This window comes from Mycobacterium sp. MOTT36Y (assembly GCF_000262165.1).
GTDB classification, from domain to species: domain Bacteria; phylum Actinomycetota; class Actinomycetes; order Mycobacteriales; family Mycobacteriaceae; genus Mycobacterium; species Mycobacterium intracellulare.
Genome location: NC_017904.1, coordinates 1658381 through 1675573 on the forward strand (window position 1 = coordinate 1658381; position 17193 = coordinate 1675573).

Genomic DNA, 17193 nt, shown 5'->3' on the forward strand with positions numbered 1-17193 from the left:
ATCACCACAGCGATTGCCCAGGTTATCAGTGAGTTACGTTTTCTCCCAAAACGGGAACACGTCGGCTGCCAGAACATCGATTTGAGGCAGCATCTGAACAGTGAGTCTGACGAACCAGCTTGAGGAGACCAGGCGGGGTTTTCGCGCTGCGCGTTCTGAGCGGATTTTCGGCGGATACAACACATCCTCGGACGCCTACGACATGGCCTTCGACGAGATGTTCGAGGCCCAGGGCGCCGTTCGTGGCCCCTACAAGGGCATCTACGCCGAACTCGCGCCGTCGGACGCCTCGGAGCTCGAGGCTCGCGCCGAAGCGCTCTCGCGCGCGTTCCTCGACCAGGGCATCACCTTCTCTTTGTCGGGCCAGGAGCGGCCCTTTCCGCTGGACTTGGTGCCGCGGGTCATCTCGGCCGCCGAGTGGGCCCGGCTCGAACGCGGCATCACCCAGCGGGTCAAGGCGCTCGAGATGTACCTCGACGACATCTACGGCGACCAGGAAATCCTCAACGACGGGGTGATCCCGCGCCGGTTGGTCACCTCGTGCGAGCATTTCCACCGCCAGGCGATGGGCATCGTCCCGCCCAACGGCGTCCGGATCCACGTCGCCGGCATCGATCTGATCCGCGACGAAAAGGGCAATTTCCGGGTCCTCGAGGACAATCTGCGCTCGCCGTCGGGCGTCTCCTATGTAATGGAGAACCGCCGCACCATGGCCCGCGTCTTCCCGAACCTGTTCGCCACGCATCGCGTGCGTTCCGTCGACGACTACGCCTCCCACCTGCTGCGGGCGCTGCGCAACTCCGCGGCCACCAACGAGGCCGACCCGACGGTGGTGGTGCTGACCCCGGGCGTCTACAACTCGGCGTATTTCGAGCATTCGCTGCTGGCCCGTCAGATGGGCGTCGAGCTGGTCGAAGGGCGCGACCTGTTCTGCCGCGACAACCAGGTGTACATGCGCACCACCGAAGGGGAGCGCCAAGTCGACGTCATCTACCGGCGCATCGACGACGCCTTCCTGGACCCGCTGCAGTTCCGCGCCGACTCGGTGCTCGGGGTGGCCGGCCTGGTCAACGCCGCCCGCGCCGGAAACGTCGTCATCTCCAGCGCGATCGGCAACGGCGTCGGCGACGACAAACTCGTCTACACCTACGTGCCCACCATGATCGAGTACTACCTGGGCGAGAAGCCGCTGCTGGCCAACGTCGAGACGCTGCGCTGCTGGCTCGACGACGAACGCGAAGAGGTGCTCGACCGGATCGACGAGTTGGTCCTCAAGCCGGTCGAGGGATCCGGCGGCTACGGCATCGTGTTCGGCCCGGAGGCCTCCGAGAAGGAGTTGGCGGCCGTCGCCAAAAAGATCCGCGACGATCCGCGCAGCTGGATCGCCCAGCCGATGATGGAGCTTTCGACGGTGCCGACGCAGGTCGGCAGCGCGCTCGCCCCCCGCTACGTCGACTTGCGTCCGTTCGCGGTCAACGACGGCAACGACGTCTGGGTGCTGCCCGGCGGCCTGACCCGGACGGCGCTGGTCGAGGGGTCACGGGTGGTCAACTCCAGCCAGGGCGGCGGCTCGAAGGACACCTGGGTGTTGGCGTCGCGGGCATCAGCCGGCGACCACGAGCTCGAGGCGGCGGAGGTGGTGCGCGCGTTGCCGACCTCCATGCCCGACCCCATGCTGGACGACTCGCCGCGGCTGGCCTCGCAACAGCCGCAACCCACCGAACGGCCCGTGCGCGAGCAGCTCGAACAGCAGCAGCAACAACGGGCGGTGTTCGATGCTGGCACGTAACGCCGAGGCGCTCTACTGGATCGGGCGCTACGTCGAACGCGCCGACGACACCGCGCGGATTCTGGACGTTGTCCTGCACCAGTTGCTCGAGGATTCCAGCGTCGACCCCGATCAGGCTTCGCGCCTGCTGTTGCGGGTGCTCGGCATCGATCCACCGGATCATGAACTCGACGTGTGGTCGTTGACCGATTTGGTGGCCTACAGCAAAAACGCCCAGGGCGGCTGCTCGATCGTCGACGCCATCACCGCGGCCCGCGAAAACGCGAAGTCAGCGCGGGAGGTGACGTCCAGCGAGATCTGGGAGTGCCTCAACACCACCTACCACGCCCTGCCCGAACGCGAGCGCGCCGCCAAACGCCTTGGGCCGCATGACTTCCTGTCGTTCGTGGAGCGGCGGGCGGCGATGTTCGCCGGGCTGGCCGACTCCACGCTGTCGCGCGACGACGGGTATCGCTTCATGGTCTTGGGCCGGGCGATCGAGCGCGTCGACATGACGGTGCGGCTGTTGCTGTCGCGGGTCGGGGACAGCGCCTCGTCCCCGGCATGGGTGACGCTGCTACGGTCGGCGGGCGCGCATGACACCTATCTGCGCACGTATCGCGGTGTGCTCGACGCGGGGCGGGTGGTCGAGTTCATGTTGCTCGACCGGCTGTTTCCGCGTTCGGTGTTCTACTCGCTGCGGCTGGCCGAACACAACCTCGACGAACTGGTCCGCAATCGGCAGAGCCGGATCGGGGCGACCGCCGAGGCCCAGCGGTTGCTCGGGCAGGCCCGCAGCGAGTTGGAGTTCGTCCAGCCCGGGGTGCTGCTCGAGACGCTGGAAAGCCGGCTGGCGGGACTGCAGCGCACCTGCCACGACGTCGGGGAAGCCTTGGCGCTGCAGTACTTTCACATCACGCCGTGGGTGGCGTGGTCGGACGCCGGTCAGCGCCCCCGACTGGTCAGCAGGAAAGAGGACGGCTGATGTGGCGGCTGCGGGTGGTGCACACCACGGGGTACGCCTACCAGTCACCGGTGACCGCCTCCTACAACGAAGCCCGGCTGACGCCGCGGTCGAACAACCGCCAGAACGTCATCCTCAACCGCGTCGAAACCATCCCGGCAACCCGGTCCTACCGCTACATCGACTATTGGGGTACCGCGGTGACGGCGTTCGATTTGCACGCGCCGCACACCGATTTGACGGTGATGTCCTCTTCGGTCGTGGAGACCGAACGCGCCGAGGCCCCGGCCACCGAGGTGGGCTGGGACGACCTGCGCTCGGATGCCGTGATCGATCGCTTCGACGATTTGCTCCGCCCCACCGGGCATGCCCCCGCCAGCAAGCGGGTGGCCTCGGTGGGCAAGAAGATCAGCAAAACCCACGCGCCGGCCGAAGCCGTTGTCGCCGCGGCCCATTGGGTGCGCGACGAACTGGACTACCTGCCGGGAACAACCAGCGTGCACTCGTCGGGGCTGGACGCGCTCAAGGCGGGCAAGGGTGTCTGCCAGGACTTCGTACACCTGACGCTGATGTTGTTGCGCGGCATGGGGATTCCCGCGCACTACGTTTCGGGATACCTGCATCCCAAACGCGACGCCGTCGTCGGGGACACCGTGGAAGGGCGCAGTCACGCCTGGATCGAGGCGTGGACGGGCGCCTGGTGGAGTTATGACCCCACCAACGACACCGAGATCACCGAGCAGTACGTCGGCGTGGGTGCGGGTCGCGACTACGCCGATGTTTCCCCGTTGAAGGGCATCTACTCCGGAGAGGGCGCCACCGACCTCGACGTGATCGTGGAGGTGACCCGGCTCGCCTAGGGGCCGGTATGCAGCGCTACCGTGACGTGCGATTGGCGTTGATCTCCTCGTGGTGCGTCATGGCCCATTGGGCCAACGAGATCACCAGCGGTAGCAATGTCCGCCCGAGTTCGGTCAATTCGTACTCGACTCGCGGTGGCACCTCGGCGTAGGCGGTGCGGTCGAGCAGGCCATCCTCGACAAGATGCTTGAGCGTCAGGGTGAGCATCCGCTGCGAGATGCCTTCCACTGCCGCCTCCAGTGCACCGAACCGCATCGGACCGTCACGCAACGTGCCGATTACCAGCAGGCTCCACTTGTCGCCGATGCGATCCAGGACTTCCCGGACCGCACCGCCCTCCGGTATCCGTGGCGTCTTTCGTGTGACGTTGGTCATAGCGAGGTCTCCGTCCTGGATACATACATCGATGTGCCTTATGCGGCCGCCCCAGCGCTGACACACGATATGGCTACGCACAAATGGTAAGGATTGGGGAACATCGTGAACATTGCACTGTGGGCCGTGCAGGGTCTACTCGCATTCGTCTATCTCGTCGCGGGCGGGCTCAAAGTCGTTCGGCCGCGCGAACAACTCGTAGCGTCGGGCCGGCTCGACTGGATGAAGGACCACTCGGACGCCGCGGTCAAGGCCGTCGGCGCGGTCGAGATCGTCGGCGCGCTCGGCGTGATCCTGCCCGAGGCAACCGGCATCGCCCGCATCCTGACCCCGATCGCTGCGGTGGGTCTGGTCATCGTGCAGATCGGCGCGATGCGCGTGCACCTGACGCGTAACGAGCGACAACCTTTGCCCATCAACGTGATTCTCTTGTTGCTCGCGGCTTTCGTCACCGTCGGCCGATCCGTGAGTTGAGCCCTCCGCCAGGGTGCCGCTGTCCTCTCGCCCGACGCGCTAGGTAGCCCGACGCAGAGGCGCCAACGGCGAGCGGGTGCGCGATACCGTTTGGCAATGAACGGTATCCGCGAAACCGGGGCCCACCCCGAGGCGAACCGCCCCCACCGCGGGCCGCCCCTGACGGCGCTGTCCCTGCTGTGCGTCGGGCTGCTCTTCGGGGGGATTGCGATCGGCGTCGGGATCGGCGGTGTCATGCCGTTGCCGTACGGCCCCGTCGGCGCGGTGGCCGCGTACGTGCGGGCCCAGCCAACCGCCGTGCGCGTCATGGCCGTTGCGACGTTCGCGTCGGCGGTCCCGCTGGCGGTCTACGCGGCGACGGCCGCCGCACGGGTGAGGCAACTCGGCGCCGGCCCCGCGGCGGCCGCGATCGCGCTTACGGCCGGCGCCTTGGCCGCCGGCGCGCTCGGCTTGGCCGGCGTGCTGGGTTGGGCGATGTCGTGGCCGGAAGTCAGCGCCGACACCGCCGTGGCGAGAGCGCTGTACTTGCTCGTCTTTCTCACTGGCGGCCCGGCCCACATCGTGGCGTTGGGCCTGTTGGTGGCCGCGATGGCGGCGCCCGGGGGAGTGCTGCCCGGCCCGCTCGCCCGGGCCGGCCTGGCGACCGCCGTCCTCGCCGAATCGGCGGCCGGCGTTTTGATCTGGCCCGCGCTGGGGGTGCTGTTGCCGGTCGCCCGGGTGGTGGCGCTGACCTGGCTGGTGGTGGCGGGTGTCGCGATTACCCGTGCGGCGCAACGCGATTCGTCGTCCCGGTAGGGCGTCAGGTGGGCGCGTCGACCTGAACCCGGTGCAGGTCGTCGCCGAGCTCGATGCGCCCACCGAACTGCTCGGCGGCCAGCGCCCGCCACTGCTCTTCCTGGCCGGGCACCAGCGCGGGCACGTAGTGCGTCATGACCAGGGTGCCGACGCCCGCGCGGGCGGCGGTCGCCGCCGCCTCTTCGACCGAGGAGTGGTAATCGCAGATGTCGACGAGCCGCTGCTGCGGGATGGTGGCGACGATGTCCTTGCGGATCACGGTGTGCACCAGGGCGCCGGCCCCGGCCGCGAGCTCGTCCAGGCTCGCGCACGGCACGGTGTCGCCGGCCAGCACCACCGATGCCCCCTCGTATTCGATGCGGAACCCGATGGTCGGGGCCACCGGCCGGTGATCGGTGGCGCCCACCCGGATCGATACGCCGTCGCGGTCCCACACCGGACCGTCGGTGTATTCGTGGACCTCGACGGCCGGCGGCGCATTCAGATCGGCGTGATGGGCGATGCGGTAGCCGATGTCGTGGTGAAACGCCTTCAGCGTCGCCTCCACCAGTTCCGCGGTGCCGGGCGGCCCGATGATGGGCAGCGGCGCGGGATCGGGGGTGAAGGTGCTGATCCACCGCGTGATGAGGACGTCGCCGAGGTCGCCGACGTGATCGCTGTGAAGGTGAGTGAGGAGCAGCGCCGACAAGCCGGCCGCACCTACCCCGACCGCCGCCGCGCGCTGCAGCACCCCGCGCCCGCAGTCCGCCAAAAACACCTGCCCGCCGGCCCGCACGAGGGTCGACGGCCCGGCCCGGTTCGGGTCGGGGATCGGACTTCCGGTGCCCAGCAGAGTGACCTCGATCATGGCCCTATCTTGCAGGTCCCCGCGGTTTGCGGTGGCCCGATCGAACGATCCGGCAGGCCGGCGGCGCTTGGACACGATCTGTGTGCAGGTTCTCTTGGTGGCTTTTCCGCCGCGCGAGTTAGCCGTAGCCTGATGTGAAGCGGATCACAAACCCGGCTGGAGGCCTTGATGCGGATTGCGGACGTCTTGCGGAACAAGGGCGCGGCGGTGGTGACCATCAACCCGGACGCGACGGTTCGTGAGCTGCTGGCGGGTCTGACCGAGCAGAACATCGGCGCCATGGTGGTGGTCGGCGACGAGGGGGTCGTCGGCATCGTGTCGGAGCGCGACGTCGTGCGCCAGCTCCACACTCATGGCGCCAGCGTGCTGTCACGCCCGGTCTCCAAGATCATGACCAGCATGCTGGCCACGTGCACGAAGGCCGACACCGTCGATGCGATCAGCGTGCTGATGACCAAGAACCGGGTGCGTCACGTGCCGGTGTTGGACGGGAAGAAGCTGATCGGCATCGTCAGCATTGGTGACGTGGTGAAGACCCGGATGGAAGAACTCGAGGCCGAGCAGCAGCAGCTGCAGTCCTACATCACCCAGGGCTGACTCGGCGGCGGCTTGCTCAACCCGCCGGCCCCGCTCGCCGAACGTGCAGCAGGGCGATAACTTCGCCGTTTTCTCGCCGCGAGTGCACGCTCGGCGACTTGGCCGACTCAGCGCCAGGAGTAGTCGGCGCGCAGCCGCGCCGCCACGACATCGAAGATCTCGCGATCCAGAATGGCGCCCTCGCGCCGAATGCCCTCTTCGGGCACGTCGAGCACGCGGTCCAGCCGAACCCAACTGGATCGTCCCTCGTAATCCCAACTGCCCGAGCCGATTCCAACCCACTCCGGATCGGCGGCGTGGCGCTCCTGGCTGGAGACCATCAACCCCAGCAGGGTGCCGCGGTCGCGTCCCACGACCAGCACGGGCCGGTCCTTACCCCGGCTGGGATCGTCCTCGTAAACCACCCACGTCCAGACGATCTCGCCGGGATCGGCCCGGCCGTCCAGGCTCGGCGCGTACACGAGTTTGCGGGCCCGCTGCGCGGTGGGCCGACTGTTGCTGGTCACCGGCCGGCCCGCGACCGTCGTGTCGGACGGTGGCGGCGCCGCGGCGGCGATGACGTTCGCGGTGATCCGCACGGCCTGTTGCAACTCGCGCAGGACGGTCTGGGAATTCTGGACGTGCCGGGCCAGCCGCGGGGCACCGTTGAACACCAGATTCTCGGCAAACCGCTGGAACGTCTTCCACTGCGATTTCCGGGCAGACGCCATATTCGCAGCATAGACGCGAGCAATCGGGCGCGACTGTGTCCAAGTAGGTCCGGGCGACGCTGCATAGATACGCTGGACATGCCGCGAACCGCCAGTAAAACGGCCGCGCAGCGCCCATCACGTTTGACGTAGACCAGGAGATTCCCATCAGCAGTTTCGCCGACAAGACCTTCACCGCGCCGGCGCAGATTCGGAATTTCTGCATCATCGCCCACATCGATCACGGCAAGTCGACGCTGGCCGACCGGATGCTGCAGCTCACCGGCGTCGTCGATGAGCGCTCGATGCGCGCCCAGTACCTGGACCGGATGGACATCGAGCGCGAGCGCGGCATCACCATCAAGGCGCAGAACGTCCGGCTCCCGTGGAAAGTCGACGCCGAAGACCATGTCCTGCACCTGATCGACACCCCGGGCCACGTCGACTTCACCTACGAGGTGTCGCGCGCCCTGGAGGCCTGCGAGGGCGCGGTGCTGCTGGTCGACGCCGCCCAGGGCATCGAGGCGCAGACCCTGGCCAACCTCTACCTGGCGCTGGACCGTGACCTGACCATCATCCCGGTGCTCAACAAGATCGACCTCCCGGCGGCCGACCCGGACCGCTACGCCGGAGAGCTCGCCCACATCATCGGCTGCGAGCCCGACGACGTCTTAAGGGTGTCCGGCAAAACCGGCGAGGGAGTGGCCGAGCTGCTCGACGAGGTGGTGCGCCAGGTGCCGCCCCCGCAGGGCGAGGCCGACGCGCCCCTGCGAGCGATGATCTTCGACTCGGTCTACGACATCTACCGCGGCGTGGTGACCTACGTCCGGGTGGTCGACGGCAAGATCACCCCGCGCGAACGCATCGCGATGATGTCCACGGGCGCCACGCACGAACTGCTCGAGGTCGGCATCGTTTCGCCCGAGCCGAAGGCCAGCGAGGGCCTGGGTGTGGGCGAGGTGGGTTACCTGATCACCGGGGTCAAAGACGTCCGCCAGTCCAAGGTGGGTGACACCGTGACGACGGCCAAGCGCGGCGCCGCCGAAGCGCTGACGGGATACCGCGAGCCCAGGCCGATGGTCTACTCGGGGCTGTATCCCGTGGACGGTTCGGACTATCCGGTTCTGCGCGACGCGCTGGACAGGCTGCAACTCAACGACGCGGCCCTGACCTACGAGCCGGAGACGTCGGTGGCGCTGGGCTTCGGATTCCGTTGTGGCTTCTTGGGTTTGCTGCACATGGAGATCACCCGGGAGCGCCTGGAGCGAGAGTTCGACCTGGACCTGATTTCGACGTCGCCCAACGTCGTCTATCGCGTGGTCAAAGAGGACAACACCGAAGTCGTCGTGACCAACCCGTCGGACTGGCCCGAAGGCAAGGTCCGCACCGTCTACGAGCCGGTGGTGAAGACCACCATCATCGCGCCCAGCGAATTCATCGGCACCATCATGGAACTGTGCCAGTCGCGCCGCGGCGAGCTCGGCGGAATGGACTACCTGTCACCCGAACGCGTGGAGCTGCGCTACACCATGCCGCTGGGCGAGATCATCTTCGACTTCTTCGACTCCCTGAAGTCACGCACCCGCGGCTACGCCAGCCTCGACTACGAGGAGGCCGGCGAGCAAGAGGCCCAGCTGGTCAAGGTCGACATCCTGTTGCAGGGCGAGGCGGTCGACGCGTTCAGCGCGATCGTGCACAAGGACGGCGCCTCGGCCTACGGCAACAAGATGACCACCAAGCTCAAAGAGCTGATCCCACGCCAGCAGTTCGAGGTGCCGGTCCAGGCGGCGATCGGATCGAAAATCATTGCGCGCGAAAACATCCGAGCCATCCGCAAGGACGTGCTGTCCAAATGTTACGGCGGTGACATCACCCGCAAGCGCAAACTTCTGGAAAAGCAGAAGGAAGGCAAGAAGCGGATGAAGACCATCGGGCGGGTCGACGTACCGCAGGAGGCGTTCGTCGCCGCGCTGTCCGCGGACGCGGCGGGGGACAAGGGCAAGAAGTAGCCATGCGGATACTCAAAGCGGCGGCGACGCTCGCGGTCCTGGCCACGCTGGTGACGGGATGCGGCGCGGTCGTGAACGGGACGGCGAAGCCGGCACCGAACCTCAAGCTGCGTCCGCTGAGCGGCGCGACGGTCAGCAAGGTGCTGCTCGACGGCGCGACGCTGTCGCGGATGCTCGACCAGACGCTGATCTCCCGCGAGCCGGCGCAAGTCGGCGGCCCCGAGAAGCTCTACCAGGTCAAGCGGTCGACGTCGCAGGCCGGTTGCCTGGGCGTGACGGCGATGCTGCAAAAGAGCGTGTACCGCTCCGCCCAGGTCCAGGACGTCGCCTCGGTGTCGTGGTGGAACAACGGCGAACCGGCGCAGGTGATCACCGTGATGGAGGGCGTGGTCACGCTGCCCTCGGCCGCGCAGGCTCAGGCGTTGTTCGCGCAGTTCTCGCAGCAGTGGCAGCAATGCAACGGCATGACGACCTCGGAACAGACCGGCCCGATCAGCACGACGAACGTCATCAGCGATGTCCGCGGCACCGCTACCACCATCGCGGCGACCAAAACCGCCACCTCGGTGCTGCCCAACATGCCCGCCCTGCGGCCCACCCCCCAGGCGCGGGCCATCGGTATCCGGTCGAACTGCCTCGTAGAGGTCGAGGTGGTCTTCTTCGGCGGGCGGCGATCCACCGACCCGGGATCGGCCAACGTCAACAGCAGCGCGCTCGACATCGCGCGCGCCATGATGGACAGGGTCAACGCGCTGAGCTGAGGTCGGGAGGGGTGAAGTGAAAAGCACCTGGCGCTCGCTGGCCGCTGTGGTCGCGGTGCTGCTGGTGAGCGGGTGCACCCAAACCATCTCCGGCACAGGCACTTTGGCGCCGAACGCGGGTCGGGTGCCGGCCATCAAGCGGGCCTTGTTCGACGGTACCGCGCTGGCGAAGCTGCTCGACCAGCCGTTCCAGCCGTACCCGCACTACTCGGAGTTCGGGGGCGGCGACAAATTGGGAACCGCGTGGGATAAGGCGAAGCCCGCCGAGTGCATCGGCGTCGTCCATTTGATGCAGCGGGGCCCGTATGGCTCGGCGCCGATTCAAGAAACGGCCGCCGAAATGTGGGTGGGCAAAAGGGATTCGGTGAAGATCGACATTGTCCAGCAAGGCATCGTCGCGTTGCGGACGGCCGCGGACGCCGACGCGCTCTTCGCCAGGTTCGTCGCGCAGTGGCAGAAGTGCGACGGGACCACGCTGACCGTAAAGCCCGGCGCCCGCAGCTGACGCGGGCTCATCTGGCGGTCTACATCGGCGCGTTGGCGGGCTGGAACATCCCGGAGCCGTCGGCCTCCTCCTCGGCCCGGATGACGTGCACCACCGCGTTGATCAGCGCCAGGTGGGTGAACGCCTGCGGGAAGTTGCCCAGCTGGCGGCCGGTGCGCGGCTCGATCTCCTCCGCATACAGGTGCAGCGGGCTGGCGTAGGACAGCAACCGCTCGCACAGGCGTTTGGCGCGGCGCACCTCCCCGATCTCGACCAGCGCCGACACCAGCCAGAACGAGCAAATCGTGAACGTGCCCTCCTCGCCGGACAGCCCGTCGTCGGTCTCCTCGACCCGGTAGCGCAGCACCAGGCCCTCCTGGGTGAGTTCGTCGGCGATCGCCAGCACGGTGTTGCGCACCCGCGGGTCGTCGGGCGGCAGGAACCGCGTCAGCACCACCAACAGCAGCGAGGCGTCCAGCGCGTCGCTGCCGTAGCGCTGGGTGAAGACCCCGCGGGAATCCACGCCGTGCGCCAGGATGTCGGCCTTGATCTCCTCGGCGATGGCCCGCCACTGCTGGGCGTAGCTCTTCTCGCCCTGCCGTTCGGCCAGCTTCGCCCCGCGGTCGAGCGCCACCCAGCACATGACCTTCGACGACGTGAAGTGCTGCGGCTCCCCGCGCACCTCCCAGATTCCGCGGTCGGGCTCGCGCCAGTGCTTGATCGCCTCTTCCACCTGCTTCTTCAGCACCGGCCACAACGTCTCCGGGACCTGTTCGCGCGACTTGGCGTGCAGGTAGAAGGAGTCGAGGATGGAGCCCCAGATGTCGTGCTGGACCTGGTCGAAGGCGCCGTTGCCGATGCGCACCGGCCGGGCCTGGTCATAGCCGGACAGGTGATGCAGTTCCTCCTCGACGAGGCTGCGCTCCCCGCCCACGCCGTACATCACCTGCAGCGGGTGCCGCTCGTTGTTGTTGGCGCCCGAGACGTCGGCGATGAACGCGAAGAAGTCGTCGGCCTCGCGGTCGAGCCCGAGCGTGTACAGGCCCCACAACGCGAACGTGGAGTCGCGCACCCAGGCGTAGCGGTAGTCCCAGTTGCGTTCGCCCTGCGGTGTTTCCGGCAGCGACGTGGTGCTGGCCGCCAGTAGCGCGCCGGTGGGCGAGTAGGTCAACCCCTTCAGCGTGAGCGCGCTGCGCTGCAGGTAGGCCCGCCACGGGTGGTCGGGGAAGTTGCCGATGTTGATCCACTGCCGCCAGCACTCGGTGGTCTGCCACATCTTGTCGGCGGCCTCTTGGTAGGTCTGCGGCGCCGGGTGCTTGGTCCAGCTCAGGGCCACGAACACGTCGTCGCCCTCCTTCATCCGGGTGCGTGCGCGCGCTTCGCGGCCCTCCAGCCCGATCCGCAGGTTGGTGGTGAGTCGCAGCGTGGGGTGGGCGTCGGGCTGCCTGGTGGCGCGCGCGATGGCCTCGCCGTACGCGTTGGCGGAGTATTCCCAGGTGGCCCCGACGCGGTGGTAGTCGAACGCCGGCTCGCAGCTCATCATCAGTTCGACGGTGCCGCTGACGCAGCGCACGGTGCGCAGCAGGATGTGCTCGGCGTCCCAGTCCATCGGGGTGCGGCGATGCGTCCGCGACCGGCGGTCCAGGTCGTGCCAGGGGCCCATGACCAGCGCGTCACGCACGATCAGCCATCCGGTGTGCGTCTGCCAGGTGGTCTCCATAATGAGGCTGCCCGGCAGATACCGGCGGGCCGAGGGCACCGAGACGCCGTAGGGGCCCAGCCGGAAATGGCCGGCGCTGCGGTCCAGGATCGCCCCGAACACGCTCGGCGAGTCCGGCCGCGGCACACACAGCCATTCCACCGACCCGGCCGGCGAGATCAGGCAGGTGGTTTCCCAGTCCGACAGGAACGCGTAATCGGCGATCGGCGGAAACGGGTTACGCAGGGCCGCGCTGGGAGCGAGGGGCCCGGGAGTGCGCAGGTCGATGGACGACGACATCGACGTGGCGGACGCCGCTGGAAACGCTTCCTCGGGCATGTCTTCGTCCGGCTGGGCCGGTTGGTCGTCGGGCTGAACATGCAGAACCATCTGGACATCATCGACCGCACGGCGGCCCGGCGTCCAACGTTTCGCCGACGCGGCGTGGCGCACACCCACCCGGGCGCCGATGTTCACGCATTGGTTTTGTGTGGCGGCGCCACATAGGGTGAGCTCCGTGAACGCGTTCCTCAACTGGTGGGACGGCAACGAGCTGTGGCTTTCGGGGCTCCCTTTCGTGCTGCAGGCCATGGTGGTGATGCCGGTCGTGCTGGCGGTGGCCTACGTGACGGGGGCCCTGCTCGACGGCCTCCTCGGCAAGGGCATCGAGTTGATGCGCCGTGCCCGCCATGTCGGTGAGACCTCCGGGTGACGCGCATGCCTCGGTCACACGTGACGCTGGTTCTCCTCATCTTGGTGGCGCTGGTGATCGGCACGTGGCTGGTCACGCACCTGATGCACCGGTGAGGCGCCCGCCGCGGTGGCGTGCGCCGGCTGCGGTGGCGGCACCGTCAATTCCTGTTAGGCTTCCCGCCATGCGCGTGGCGATTGGCATCCCGGGGTGCTATGCCTTCGTGCACTGTTGTCGCTGACTCCCAAACCCGTGTGCGGTCTGGTTCTGGAGTTCTCGAATCCTCCTGAAGTTCTAGTTGCCTTTCCGCTGAGACGGGACCGAGATCCGATAAGTCCCCCACCGGAAGGCCTTCGATGGACATCAGGACCGCACTGCGTTGGCGGCCTGTACTTGCCCTGGTTTCGACAGCCGGCGTGGCCGCAAGTATCGCCGGCTGCCACGGGGGCGCTAGCGATGCCGTCGGCGGCGGCGGGCTGGCCGGCGCACGCACTTCCATCACGCTGGTCGCCTATTCGGTCCCAGAACCCGGGTGGAGCAAGATAATTCCGGCGTTCAATGCCTCCGAAGAAGGCAAGGGCGTGCAGGTGGTGACCTCGTATGGGGCCTCCGGTGACCAATCCCGCGGTGTCGTCGACGGCAAGCCGGCCGACGTCGTGAACTTCTCCGTGGAACCCGACATCGCGCGACTGGTCAAGGCCGGCAAGGTTTCCAAAGACTGGAACACCGACGCCACCAAGGGGATCCCGTTCGGCTCGGTGGTCACGCTGGTGGTGCGCAAGGGCAATCCGAAGCACATCAAGGACTGGGATGACCTACTGCGGCCCGGCATTGAGGTCATCACGCCCAGCCCGCTCAGTTCGGGGTCGGCCAAGTGGAATCTGCTGGCGCCGTACGCCGTCAAGAGCGAAGGCGGCGCCAACAGCGCCGCCGGCGTGGATTTCATCAAGAAGCTGGTGACCGAGCACGTCAAACTCCGTCCCGGATCGGGACGCGAAGCCACCGACGTCTTCATCCAGGGCAGCGGTGACGTGCTGATCAGCTACGAGAACGAGGCCATCGCGACCGAGCGGGCGGGCAAGCCCGTCGACCACGTCAACCCGCCGCAGACCTTCAAGATCGACAATCCGGTCGCCGTCGTCAACACCAGCCCCCACCTGCAGGCCGCCGTCGCGTTCAAGAACTTCCAGTACACGGCCGCGGCCCAAAAGGTTTGGGCGCAGGCCGGTTTCCGGCCGGTCGACCCGTCGGTCGCCGCCGACTTCCGCGCCCAATATCCGGTGCCGACGAAGCTGTGGACCATCGCCGACCTCGGCGGCTGGAGCGCGGCGGATCCGCAGCTGTTCGACAAGAGCACCGGCAGCATCACCAAGATCTACACGCAGGCCACCGGATGACGGCCATCACGCCGGACCCGCTGGCAATCCGGCCCGAACTCAGCGGCGACCCCGGGCACGGGCCGCTGCCCGGGCGTGGCCGCGGGACCACCGCCCTGCGGGTCGGGGCGGCAACGGTGTGGCTTTCGGTGATCGTGTTGCTGCCGCTGGCGGCGATCGCCTGGCAGTCCGCCGGCGGCGGCTGGCACGCGTTCTGGCTCGCGGTCACCTCCAATGCCGCGCTGGAATCCTTCCGAGTGACCCTGACGATCTCGGCCGGGGTGACCGTGCTCAACCTGATTTTTGGTCTGGTGATCGCGTGGGTGCTGGTGCGCGACGACTTCGTCGGGAAGCGACTGGTCGACGCGATCATCGACCTGCCGTTCGCGCTGCCCACCATCGTCGCCAGCCTGGTCATGCTGGCGTTGTACGGCAACAACAGCCCGGTGGGTCTGCACCTGCAGCACACCGCGTGGGGTGTGACGGTGGCGTTGGCCTTCGTGACGCTGCCCTTCGTGGTCCGCGCGGTTCAGCCGGTGCTGCTGGAGTTGGATCGCGAAGTCGAGGAGGCGGCGGCGTCGCTGGGCGCCAGCGGCCCGAAGATCTTCACCTCGGTGGTGCTGCCGGCGCTGCTGCCCGCGCTGTTGTCCGGTGCGGGCCTGGCGTTCTCGCGCGCGATCGGCGAGTTCGGGTCGGTGGTGCTGATCGGCGGCGCGGTGCCGGGCAAAACCGAAGTGTCATCGCAGTGGATACGGACCCTGATCGAAAACGACGACCGCACCGGCGCCGCCGCGATATCCATTGTGCTGTTGGCGATTTCGTTCGTGGTCCTGCTCATCTTGCGGATCGTGGGTGGGCACGCGGCCAAACGCGAGGAGCTGGCCGCATGACGTCGTCCGCCGGAGTCCGCTATTCCCTGCGATTCGTGGCGCTCGGATACATCTTCGTGTTGCTGGTCGTGCCGGTGTCGTTGATCCTGTGGAGGACGTTTCGGCCCGGGTTCGGCCAGTTCTACGCCTGGGTCAGCACTCCCGCGGCGATATCGGCGCTGAACCTGACCCTGCTGGTGGTGGCCATCGTGGTGCCGCTCAACGTAATCTTCGGCATCCCGACGGCATTGGTGCTCGCGCGCAACAGGTTTCGCGGCAAGGGCGTGCTGCAGGCGATCATCGACCTGCCGTTCGCGGTCTCACCCGTCATCGTGGGTGTGGCGTTGATCGTGTTGTGGGGCTCGGCGGGTGCGCTGGGATTCGTCGAAAACGACCTCGGGTTCAAGATCATCTTCGGCCTGCCGGGCATCGTGCTCGCCAGCATCTTCGTCACCCTGCCGTTCGTGGTGCGTGAGGTGGAGCCGGTGCTGCACGAGCTGGGAACCGACCAGGAGGAGGCGGCGGCGACGCTGGGTTCGGGCTGGTGGCAGACGTTTTGGCGGATCACGCTGCCGTCCATCCGGTGGGGCCTGACGTACGGCATCGTGTTGACAATCGCACGTACCCTGGGGGAATACGGTGCGGTGCTCATCGTGTCGTCGAACCTGCCGGGAAAGTCGCAAACACTGACATTGCTTGTTTCGGACCGATACAACCGCGGCGTCGAGTACGGCGCCTATGCGCTGTCGACCTTGCTGATGGGGGTTGCGGTGCTGGTGCTGATTTTCCAGGTGGTTCTCGACGCCCGCCGCGCCCGAGCGGCGAAGCAGGCCTGACGAGGAGGATGACGTGACAGACACCGGTACCGGCCGGGACGACCTCGCCATCATCGTGCGCGACGCCTACAAGCACTATGGCGACTTCGTCGCGCTGGACCACGTGGACTTCGTCGTGCCGACCGGGTCGCTGACGGCGTTGTTGGGTCCCAGCGGTTCGGGCAAATCGACGCTGCTGCGCACCATCGCCGGTCTCGACCAGCCCGACAGCGGAACCGTCACGATCTACGGTCGCGACGTGACCCGGGTGCCACCGCAGCGCCGCGGCATCGGGTTCGTCTTCCAGCACTACGCGGCATTCAAGCACCTGACCGTCCGCGACAACGTGGCCTACGGGCTCAAGGTTCGCAAGCGGCCCAAAGCCGAAATCAAAGCCAAGGTCGACAACCTGCTGGAAGTGGTGGGGCTCAGCGGTTTTCAGAGCCGCTATCCCAATCAGCTCTCCGGTGGTCAGCGACAGCGGATGGCGCTGGCTCGAGCGCTGGCGGTCGACCCGCAGGTGCTGCTGCTCGACGAGCCGTTCGGTGCGCTGGACGCCAAGGTGCGTGAGGATTTGCGGGCGTGGTTGCGCCGCCTGCACGACGAGGTGCACGTGACCACGGTGCTGGTCACCCACGATCAGGCGGAGGCATTGGATGTCGCCGACCGGATTGCGGTGCTCAATCACGGTCGCATCGAGCAGATCGGATCCCCGACCGACGTCTATGACGCCCCGGCGAACGCGTTCGTGATGTCGTTCCTCGGCGCGGTGTCCACCCTCAACGGCGCCCTGGTGCGTCCGCACGACATCCGGGTGGGTCGCAACCCCGAGATGGCGATCGCCGGCGGCGACGGCACCGCGGAGTCGATCGGGGTGGTGCGGGCCACCGTTGACCGGGTGGTGGCGCTGGGTTTCGAGGTGCGGGTCGAATTGACCAGCGCGGCCACCGGCGGCTTCTTCACGGCGCAGATCACACGCGGCGACGCCGAGGCCCTGGCATTACGCGACGGCGACACCGTCTACGTGCGTGCCACCCGGGTCCCACCGATCGCCCCGACTGCGGCGGAGCCCGGTCACAAAGCGGACGAGGATGAGAACACGCTGACCTCAGCGTGATT

The 17193-nt window shown here is 67.3% G+C and carries 18 protein-coding genes; 14 read left to right on the plus strand and 4 right to left on the minus strand.

Annotation, left to right across the window (positions count from 1 at the left end):
* Nucleotides 1-100 precede the first annotated feature (100 nt).
* The 3 genes from W7S_RS07825 to W7S_RS07835 are packed head-to-tail and all read left to right on the plus strand — an operon-like array spanning nucleotide 101 to nucleotide 3592.
* Nucleotides 101-1789, plus strand: coding sequence for a circularly permuted type 2 ATP-grasp protein (locus tag W7S_RS07825; protein ID WP_014711140.1), 1689 nt, complete (start codon nucleotides 101-103; stop codon nucleotides 1787-1789).
* Complete coding sequence (locus W7S_RS07830) at nucleotides 1776-2753, plus strand: alpha-E domain-containing protein (RefSeq protein WP_008255276.1); 978 nt, start codon at nucleotides 1776-1778, stop codon at nucleotides 2751-2753. Before W7S_RS07825 ends, W7S_RS07830 begins: the two co-directional genes overlap by 14 nt.
* Nucleotides 2753-3592 (plus strand): transglutaminase family protein, encoded by an 840-nt coding sequence (locus tag W7S_RS07835; RefSeq protein ID WP_008255278.1) that lies wholly within the window; start codon nucleotides 2753-2755, stop codon nucleotides 3590-3592. Before W7S_RS07830 ends, W7S_RS07835 begins: the two co-directional genes overlap by 1 nt.
* Nucleotides 3593-3608: 16 nt before the next feature.
* On the opposite strand, the gene W7S_RS07840 is transcribed toward W7S_RS07835, so the two are convergent.
* On the minus strand, nucleotides 3609-3968 hold the full coding sequence (locus W7S_RS07840) for a helix-turn-helix domain-containing protein (protein WP_014711141.1): 360 nt from the start codon (nucleotides 3966-3968) through the stop codon (nucleotides 3609-3611).
* Between the two features lie 105 nt (nucleotides 3969-4073).
* On the opposite strand from W7S_RS07840, the gene W7S_RS07845 reads away from it, so the two are divergent.
* The gene (locus tag W7S_RS07845) at nucleotides 4074-4442 is read left to right on the plus strand and encodes a DoxX family protein (RefSeq protein WP_014711142.1); all 369 of its coding nucleotides are present in this window, start codon (nucleotides 4074-4076) and stop codon (nucleotides 4440-4442) included.
* 96 nt (nucleotides 4443-4538) lie between these two features.
* On the plus strand, nucleotides 4539-5237 hold the full coding sequence (locus W7S_RS07850; protein ID WP_014711143.1) for a hypothetical protein: 699 nt from the start codon (nucleotides 4539-4541) through the stop codon (nucleotides 5235-5237).
* 4 nt (nucleotides 5238-5241) lie between these two features.
* Here W7S_RS07850 and W7S_RS07855 read toward each other — a convergent pair whose 3' ends face one another.
* Nucleotides 5242-6084: a ribonuclease Z gene (locus W7S_RS07855; RefSeq protein WP_008255282.1), complete on the minus strand. Its 843-nt coding sequence runs from the start codon at nucleotides 6082-6084 to the stop codon at nucleotides 5242-5244.
* Nucleotides 6085-6252: 168 nt separating this feature from the next.
* Here W7S_RS07855 and W7S_RS07860 point away from each other — a divergent pair, with 168 nt between their 5' ends.
* A complete protein-coding gene (locus W7S_RS07860; protein ID WP_008255284.1) occupies nucleotides 6253-6681 on the plus strand; it encodes a CBS domain-containing protein in 429 nt (142 codons plus the stop codon).
* 107 nt (nucleotides 6682-6788) lie between these two features.
* On the opposite strand, the gene W7S_RS07865 is transcribed toward W7S_RS07860, so the two are convergent.
* Nucleotides 6789-7391, minus strand: a complete 603-nt coding sequence (locus W7S_RS07865; protein ID WP_008255287.1) for a type II toxin-antitoxin system PemK/MazF family toxin — start codon at nucleotides 7389-7391, stop codon at nucleotides 6789-6791.
* 116 nt (nucleotides 7392-7507) lie between these two features.
* Here W7S_RS07865 and lepA point away from each other — a divergent pair, with 116 nt between their 5' ends.
* From lepA to W7S_RS07880, 3 genes are read left to right on the plus strand one after another with little or no spacing between them, the layout of a single operon-like run.
* On the plus strand, nucleotides 7508-9379 hold the full coding sequence (lepA, locus tag W7S_RS07870) for a translation elongation factor 4 (protein WP_081490075.1): 1872 nt from the start codon (nucleotides 7508-7510) through the stop codon (nucleotides 9377-9379).
* A gap of 2 nt (nucleotides 9380-9381) precedes the next feature.
* Entirely contained in the window at nucleotides 9382-10140 is a 759-nt protein-coding gene (locus tag W7S_RS07875; protein WP_014711145.1) for a sensor domain-containing protein, read from the plus strand.
* A 16-nt stretch (nucleotides 10141-10156) separates the two neighbouring features.
* Nucleotides 10157-10645 (plus strand): sensor domain-containing protein, encoded by a 489-nt coding sequence (locus tag W7S_RS07880; protein ID WP_014711146.1) that lies wholly within the window; start codon nucleotides 10157-10159, stop codon nucleotides 10643-10645.
* Nucleotides 10646-10664: 19 nt separating this feature from the next.
* On the opposite strand, the gene W7S_RS07885 is transcribed toward W7S_RS07880, so the two are convergent.
* Complete coding sequence (locus tag W7S_RS07885; RefSeq protein WP_172417567.1) at nucleotides 10665-12623, minus strand: glycoside hydrolase family 15 protein; 1959 nt, start codon at nucleotides 12621-12623, stop codon at nucleotides 10665-10667.
* A 217-nt stretch (nucleotides 12624-12840) separates the two neighbouring features.
* Here W7S_RS07885 and W7S_RS07890 point away from each other — a divergent pair, with 217 nt between their 5' ends.
* The 5 genes from W7S_RS07890 (at nucleotide 12841) to W7S_RS07910 (ending at nucleotide 17191) form a co-directional block, all read left to right on the plus strand.
* Nucleotides 12841-13035: a hypothetical protein gene (locus W7S_RS07890; protein ID WP_009952319.1), complete on the plus strand. Its 195-nt coding sequence runs from the start codon at nucleotides 12841-12843 to the stop codon at nucleotides 13033-13035.
* Nucleotides 13036-13370: 335 nt separating this feature from the next.
* On the plus strand, nucleotides 13371-14411 hold the full coding sequence (locus tag W7S_RS07895; protein WP_050989374.1) for a sulfate ABC transporter substrate-binding protein: 1041 nt from the start codon (nucleotides 13371-13373) through the stop codon (nucleotides 14409-14411).
* Nucleotides 14408-15280, plus strand: a complete 873-nt coding sequence (gene cysT, locus W7S_RS07900) for a sulfate ABC transporter permease subunit CysT (RefSeq protein WP_009952316.1) — start codon at nucleotides 14408-14410, stop codon at nucleotides 15278-15280. Before W7S_RS07895 ends, cysT begins: the two co-directional genes overlap by 4 nt.
* Complete coding sequence (gene cysW, locus W7S_RS07905; protein ID WP_008255299.1) at nucleotides 15277-16095, plus strand: sulfate ABC transporter permease subunit CysW; 819 nt, start codon at nucleotides 15277-15279, stop codon at nucleotides 16093-16095. The genes cysT and cysW overlap by 4 nt, the downstream gene beginning before the upstream one ends.
* 13 nt (nucleotides 16096-16108) lie before the next feature.
* The gene (locus W7S_RS07910) at nucleotides 16109-17191 is read left to right on the plus strand and encodes a sulfate/molybdate ABC transporter ATP-binding protein (RefSeq protein WP_008255301.1); all 1083 of its coding nucleotides are present in this window, start codon (nucleotides 16109-16111) and stop codon (nucleotides 17189-17191) included.
* Nucleotides 17192-17193 lie beyond the last annotated feature (2 nt).

Bases quoted from the DNA above. Each gene is read 5' to 3' on its own strand.
- W7S_RS07830 (WP_008255276.1), top strand. From the start codon at position 1,776: ATGCTGGCACGTAACGCCGAGGCGCTCTACTGGATCGGGCGCTACGTC.
- W7S_RS07835 (WP_008255278.1), top strand. From the start codon at position 2,753: ATGTGGCGGCTGCGGGTGGTGCACACCACGGGGTACGCCTACCAGTCA.
- W7S_RS07840 (WP_014711141.1), bottom strand. From the start codon at position 3,968: ATGACCAACGTCACACGAAAGACGCCACGGATACCGGAGGGCGGTGCG.
- W7S_RS07850 (WP_014711143.1), top strand. From the start codon at position 4,539: ATGAACGGTATCCGCGAAACCGGGGCCCACCCCGAGGCGAACCGCCCC.
- W7S_RS07855 (WP_008255282.1), bottom strand. From the start codon at position 6,084: ATGATCGAGGTCACTCTGCTGGGCACCGGAAGTCCGATCCCCGACCCG.
- W7S_RS07860 (WP_008255284.1), top strand. From the start codon at position 6,253: ATGCGGATTGCGGACGTCTTGCGGAACAAGGGCGCGGCGGTGGTGACC.
- W7S_RS07865 (WP_008255287.1), bottom strand. From the start codon at position 7,391: ATGGCGTCTGCCCGGAAATCGCAGTGGAAGACGTTCCAGCGGTTTGCC.
- W7S_RS07875 (WP_014711145.1), top strand. From the start codon at position 9,382: ATGCGGATACTCAAAGCGGCGGCGACGCTCGCGGTCCTGGCCACGCTG.
- W7S_RS07885 (WP_172417567.1), bottom strand. From the start codon at position 12,623: ATGTCGTCGTCCATCGACCTGCGCACTCCCGGGCCCCTCGCTCCCAGC.
- W7S_RS07895 (WP_050989374.1), top strand. From the start codon at position 13,371: ATGGACATCAGGACCGCACTGCGTTGGCGGCCTGTACTTGCCCTGGTT.
- cysT (WP_009952316.1), top strand. From the start codon at position 14,408: ATGACGGCCATCACGCCGGACCCGCTGGCAATCCGGCCCGAACTCAGC.
- cysW (WP_008255299.1), top strand. From the start codon at position 15,277: ATGACGTCGTCCGCCGGAGTCCGCTATTCCCTGCGATTCGTGGCGCTC.